This is a genomic window from Gloeocapsopsis crepidinum LEGE 06123 (assembly GCF_015207655.1).
GTDB lineage: Bacteria > Cyanobacteriota > Cyanobacteriia > Cyanobacteriales > Chroococcidiopsidaceae > Gloeocapsopsis > Gloeocapsopsis crepidinum.
The window spans coordinates 1-5,448 of sequence record NZ_JADEWN010000122.1; the positions used below are offsets into that span (position 1 = coordinate 1).

The 5,448-nt window shown below is 43.3% G+C and carries 5 protein-coding genes and 1 pseudogene; 1 reads left to right on the forward strand and 5 read right to left on the reverse strand.

What is annotated here, in order from left to right; translation table 11 throughout:
• Positions 1–103, forward strand: a pseudogene (locus IQ230_RS25795) (IS5/IS1182 family transposase); the annotation flags it as partial.
• A 108-nt stretch (positions 104–211) separates the two neighbouring features.
• Here the strand turns inward: IQ230_RS25795 and IQ230_RS25800 are convergent.
• The 5 genes from IQ230_RS25800 to IQ230_RS25820 form a co-directional block, all read right to left on the reverse strand.
• On the reverse strand, positions 212–565 hold the full coding sequence (locus tag IQ230_RS25800; protein ID WP_193935037.1) for a DUF1622 domain-containing protein: 354 nt from the start codon (positions 563–565) through the stop codon (positions 212–214).
• A 134-nt stretch (positions 566–699) separates the two neighbouring features.
• Positions 700–1,710 carry an L-histidine N(alpha)-methyltransferase gene (gene egtD, locus IQ230_RS25805; RefSeq protein ID WP_193935038.1) on the reverse strand — a complete coding sequence of 337 codons (1,011 nt, stop codon included), beginning with the start codon at positions 1,708–1,710 and terminating at the stop codon, positions 700–702.
• Positions 1,711–1,722: 12 nt separating this feature from the next.
• Positions 1,723–4,410: an MGH1-like glycoside hydrolase domain-containing protein gene (locus IQ230_RS25810; protein ID WP_193935039.1), complete on the reverse strand. Its 2,688-nt coding sequence runs from the start codon at positions 4,408–4,410 to the stop codon at positions 1,723–1,725.
• A gap of 202 nt (positions 4,411–4,612) precedes the next feature.
• Complete coding sequence (gene msrB / locus IQ230_RS25815; RefSeq protein WP_228055411.1) at positions 4,613–5,020, reverse strand: peptide-methionine (R)-S-oxide reductase MsrB; 408 nt, start codon at positions 5,018–5,020, stop codon at positions 4,613–4,615.
• Positions 5,021–5,153: 133 nt separating this feature from the next.
• Entirely contained in the window at positions 5,154–5,342 is a 189-nt protein-coding gene (locus tag IQ230_RS25820; protein WP_193935041.1) for a nuclear transport factor 2-like protein, read from the reverse strand.
• Between the last annotated feature and the right edge of the window lie 106 nt (positions 5,343–5,448).

Here is a 5,448-nt window from a genome sequence, read left to right on the forward strand (position 1 = left end):
CTGGTGTCGGAGACTGAGCAAAGATTATGAGGTTTTACCTGCCACTTCTGAGGCGATGATTCAAGTTGCGATGATTCGTCTTATGTTGAGACGATTGGTATAGTCTTTGACTTTTCAGACATCCTCTTACATCAACAGCTAAAGATAAAAAAACTGAAAACTTAATCAAAATTAACTATGCTTTGTTTGTGCGTCGTACTTTCTAAGTGAATTATTTGCAGATGGTGCGATCGCGCTTTGTAGCTTTATCAATTTCCATTTGGAGAAAAAAGTTCAAAACTGTCCGCAAAACAACGATTGCTCCCAGTCGTGCGATCTGCGTCCATGTAGGTGAAATGGCAGTACGGAGAATATCTGCTGCTAGTTCAAATTCCAATGCGAGCGATAGCCATCTTCCAAACTGCAATCGAATTTCTTCTTTTAAAGTATCAGGTCGTCGCCGCACAAAAAATAGTGTAAACGCTCTCAAAGTCGCTTCTACTGCAGCACAACCAATGATTAACCCAGCACTGATTTCTACACCAATTGCTAAATTAGCGGTTAATTGCTCGAATAGACTTTCCATTCTACCTACTTCTATTTAAGAGCCAAAATTTCAACAAGCCCAACTTAGAGCGCTGCAAATGATCAGAGCCGTATCCATCAATGCGCAGCCATAGGCAGGAGTTCGGCTAGCCCGACGCTGTAAATCGAGGTAGTTTAGGGACATTCACTATCAGTACATTGACGTTGACATAGTAATAAAGCAAACCAAGCTTGAGGATCAGTCCAAACTTGCAATGGTTTCAAGGTGTGGTTTTCTAGAACAGCAATTAAATCTGGTAGGTGAAACTTGCGAGAAATTTCAGTGCGAATCGTTTCTCCTGCTTGGAACGAAACTTGATAATCTAAAGTTTGTAGCACGACAGTTTGATCTTGGAGACTTCGCAGGTGCATTTCAATTTGGCAATCTACTGGGTTATAAAAAGCCTGATGAGCAAATTGGTCGAGTTGGAAATTACCCTGAAATCGATGATTGAGATGGCGCAGGATGTTGAGATTAAAAGCTGCAGTTACGCCTTGAGTATCGTTGTAAGCTGCCTCAATAATTTCTATCGGCTTTTGCAAATCAACTCCCACAAGAAAGAATTCTCCTGGCTTGAGAGCTTGTTTGACTTGAGCAAGGAAGCGATCGCATGCTTGCCGATCTAGATTCCCCAAAGTACTTCCTAGAAAAATCAGCATCCGGTTGTCTAGCTGACGTGGAGGAAGTTGAGCTAGTGCTTGCTCGTAGGTTCCCGCCAAACCGCAAAGCTTCAATTTGGGGTATTGATGCAGTAGAGCCTGCGCTGTAGTTTTTAGAATTCCTGTACTGACATCAATTGGATAGTATTGCAGTTGATGACCTTGGCTGTATGCTTCTATGAGTAAACGAGTTTTACGCGAACTACCACTGCCTAGTTCGACTAATTCACAAGTGCCTGTGAGTTGAGCGACTTCTTGGACGTAGGCTGTTAAAATCCCTTGCTCGGTGCGAGTTGGGTAGTACTCCGGTAAGTCACAAATCTGCTCGAACAGCTCTGAACCGCGATCGTCATACAAGTAGCGACAGGGTAAAGTTTTAGGAGTTTGGCTCAGCCCTTGAATCGCGTCAGCACCATCATCGCCTGTTGTTTCAGAGGAAGTTAAATCAATCCAGCGCAGGCGAGTATCTTGTTGTGGAATTCTCATTTTTGTTGACTTTTAAACATTTTTGTAGTAGAAAAAGGCTAAGTGGGGCACTTTGTTTAGTTCTTTATCCTCGCCAAATTGTTGGATCAGCTGTGCAACTAAACCCGTCCATCCGGTTTGATGACTAGCACCAATTCCCGCACCGTTATCGCCGTGGAAGTATTCATAGAACAAAATCAAATCTTGCCAGTGGAGATCGGTTTGAAACTTTTGGGTGCTGCCATAAACAGGTCGATCGCTAGATGAGGTTTTCAGAAAAATGCTGATTAACCTTTGAGATAATTCAGCTGCAATTTCCCTCAAGGTCATCATTTGACCGGAACCCATAGGACATTCAACCTGAAAATCGTCTCCTAGATAATCATGAAATTTTTGCAGGGATTCAATCAAAAGAAAATTGACTGGAAACCAAACTGGACCGCGCCAATTAGAATTACCACCAAACAATCCACTACTAGATTCTGCCGGTTCGTAATCGACTCGAAATTGAGAGCTATTGACCTCAAAAATATAGGGATGTTCGGCATGGTAGCGAGAAATTGCCCGAATGCCATAATCTCCGAAAAACTCGGTTTCATCTAGCATTTTTTGCAGAATTAGCCGTAGCTTGTCGCGGTAAACAATTGCTAGCAATCGGCGATCGCCTACTCCCTCAGATTTCATACAAGCAATATTTCGGGTAAGATCGGGGCGATTTTGAATAAACCATTCCACGCGCTTTTTGAAGCCTGGCAGTTTTTCTAGCGTCTCTGGCTCAATCGTTTCTACTGCAAATAGCGGAATTAGCCCGACAAGAGATCGCACTTTCAAGGCAATTTGCTGAGCGTTAGGCAAATGCAAAACATCGTAATAAAATCCATCTGCTTCATCCCACAGCGATGCTTCCATTTCGCCAATATGGTTCATGGCATCAGCAATATAGAGAAAATGCTCGAAGAATTTGGTAGCGATATCTTCGTAAACACAGTTAGTTTGTGCTAGTTCCAAAGCGATCGCGAGCATATTTAGGCAGTACATCCCCATCCAACTCGTTCCATCCGATTGATTGATGTGTCCGCCCGTAGGTAATACAGCACTGCGATCGAAGACGCCAATATTATCCAAACCCAAAAACCCGCCCTGAAAGACATTTCTACCTTCGACATCTTTACGGTTCACCCACCAGGTAAAATTCAGCATCAATTTCTGAAATACCCGCTCTAAAAAAATGCGATCGCTGCGTCCATAAATCTTTTGTTCGATCTTGTAGACGCGCCAAGCTGCCCAAGCATGAACCGGTGGGTTGACATCTCCGAATGCCCATTCATAGGCAGGAATTTGCCCGTTGGGGTGCATATACCATTCCCGCGTCAGTACGTCTAATTGGTACTTGGCAAAATCTGGATCGATTGTGGCTAGAGGAATAGCGTGAAAGGCAAGATCCCATGCTGCAAACCAAGGATATTCCCATTTATCAGGCATGGAAAGAATATCGTCGCTGTAAAGGTGAAACCACTGGTGATTTCTAGCTCTTTTGGGATCGGGTGGAGGTAGAGGTGCAGTCACATCGCCCTTGAGCCAGTCTTCTACAATATAGTGGTAGTATTGCTTGCTCCACAGCATTCCGGCAAATGCCTGTCGCTGTACGTGACGCATATCCTCGCTCAGTGGAAAGGGAGTAATGCGCTGATAAAATTCATCGGCTTCTTGTTGGCGGATGGAAAAGGTAGAATCAAATGTACTAAATGGACTTGTCAAATTGGGTACATCACTCAAGCGCAGCCGAATCGTTCTCGTTTCCCCTGCACCAATGTTTAACAAATAGCAAGCCGCAGCTTTAGTACCAGAATCTCTGTTTACTGTCTCGCGACCTTGTACGATGTAGTCGTTAATGCCATCTTTTACGTAAGTAGCATTGGGGAAATTAAATAATCGTTCGGTATTTGTTTCATTTTCTGTAAATAAAAGTTCCGTTTCTCCCTGACAGTACAGATACCTTTTCCCTAGCGTGGGATGAAAAGCCGCGATCGCGCTCAAACCATGATGATCGAACTTTTGCAATATTGGCTTAATTTCTTCTCCACCCCAACTCCAGGTATTGCGAAACCAAAGCGTTGGTAAAACATGCAGTGTTGCTGCTGTCCCTCTATTCACTACTTGAATTTGAATCAGAATATCCTCAGCGGTATGTTTGGCATATTCAACGAAGACATCAAAGTAACGATTGTCATCAAATATGCTTGTATCGAGTAGTTCAAATTCTGGTTCTCTACGGTTTCTGCGTCGATTCTCTTCTACTAATTGAGTGTAGGGAAATGCTTGATGCGGATATTTATAGAGTGCCTTCATGTAGGAATGAGTCGGAGTATTGTCAAGATAAAAGTAATATTCTTTGACATCTTCCCCGTGATTGCCTTCACTACCTGTTAAACCAAAAAGCCTTTCTTTCAAAATCGCATCTTCACCATTCCAAAGGGCGATCGCAAAACAAAGCCGTTGATGGTTATCAGAAATTCCTGCAATACCATCTTCACCCCAACGATAAGCACGAGAGCGTGCTTGATCGTGAGTAAAGTAGTCCCAGGCAGTACCATCAGAGCTATAGTCTTCGCGGACTGTACCCCATTGGCGATCGCTTAAATAAGGTCCCCACCTGCGCCAGTGAGCTTCGTGTTTCAGGGCTGCTTCTAACCTGATTTCTTCTTGGGTTAGAGTTGTCATCAATAAGTCTCCTTTCTAGCTAAAAAGCATCTAAATAGACACGATGAATTAGCTATTTGGATTATCTACTGATAACTTGATGTAGTCCTGAGATCAAAATGAGAAATAGATAAGTCTTGACAAAGAGAACATGAGATTATTTTCTCAGGAATCTTATTTTATCCTCTGCATCCCTGCTGTCTTAAAGTCGGAGGGCTTTGGATTAAGCAGAAACAAACTTCATTGCCACGCCATTCATGCAGTAACGTTTACCAGTTGGTTTAGGTCCATCATTAAACACATGTCCTAAATGCCCACCACAGCGCCGACAATGCACTTCAACTCTCGTCATAAACAATGACCTATCAATACTTGTGGCAACCGCACCCTCAATTGGCGCATAAAAGCTAGGCCAACCAGTACCGCTGTCAAATTTAGTCTCCGATGTAAATAACGGTAGGTTGCAACCAGCACAAACATACGTGCCTTTACCATATTGCTTATCTAAGGGACTCGTTCTAGCCCGTTCGGTTCCGTGTTGACGTAAGACACGAAATTGTTCTGGTGTCAAGGTTTCGCGCCATTCTGCCTCTGTTTTTTCGATCTCAAATTGATGATTTGCCATTGCCATATTGTTCGTCCAAAGTAGATTACGCGATAACCATGCTGTGCCAACTATTGCAGCACCAGCTTGCAAAAAGTCTCGTTTTTTCATATTTACTATTCTGACTGAAGAGTAATTAATCTGCGATCGCTCTAGAGGATCAGCTAGTTGATTTCATGCAGCTTTGAGTATCAATATATTCCCGCCAGCGGCTGATGAGTCCATTTTGAAAATCAATTGCGATCGCATCGTCAGCCGAATTGTGGGTTCCTGCAATCTCTTCTTGCCAGTGCCATTCTACTACAGCGGAATCTCCATCAATGATACTAAACCGCGTTCTAAAGAACAATTCTCAGATGAGGGAAGTAGGTCATGGAAGACAGCTTTGCAGGAGCTAGCATTAACTCCTGCAAGCCTTGGCAAAGGACATCTGTAACAGCATCAAGTGAGTCGAA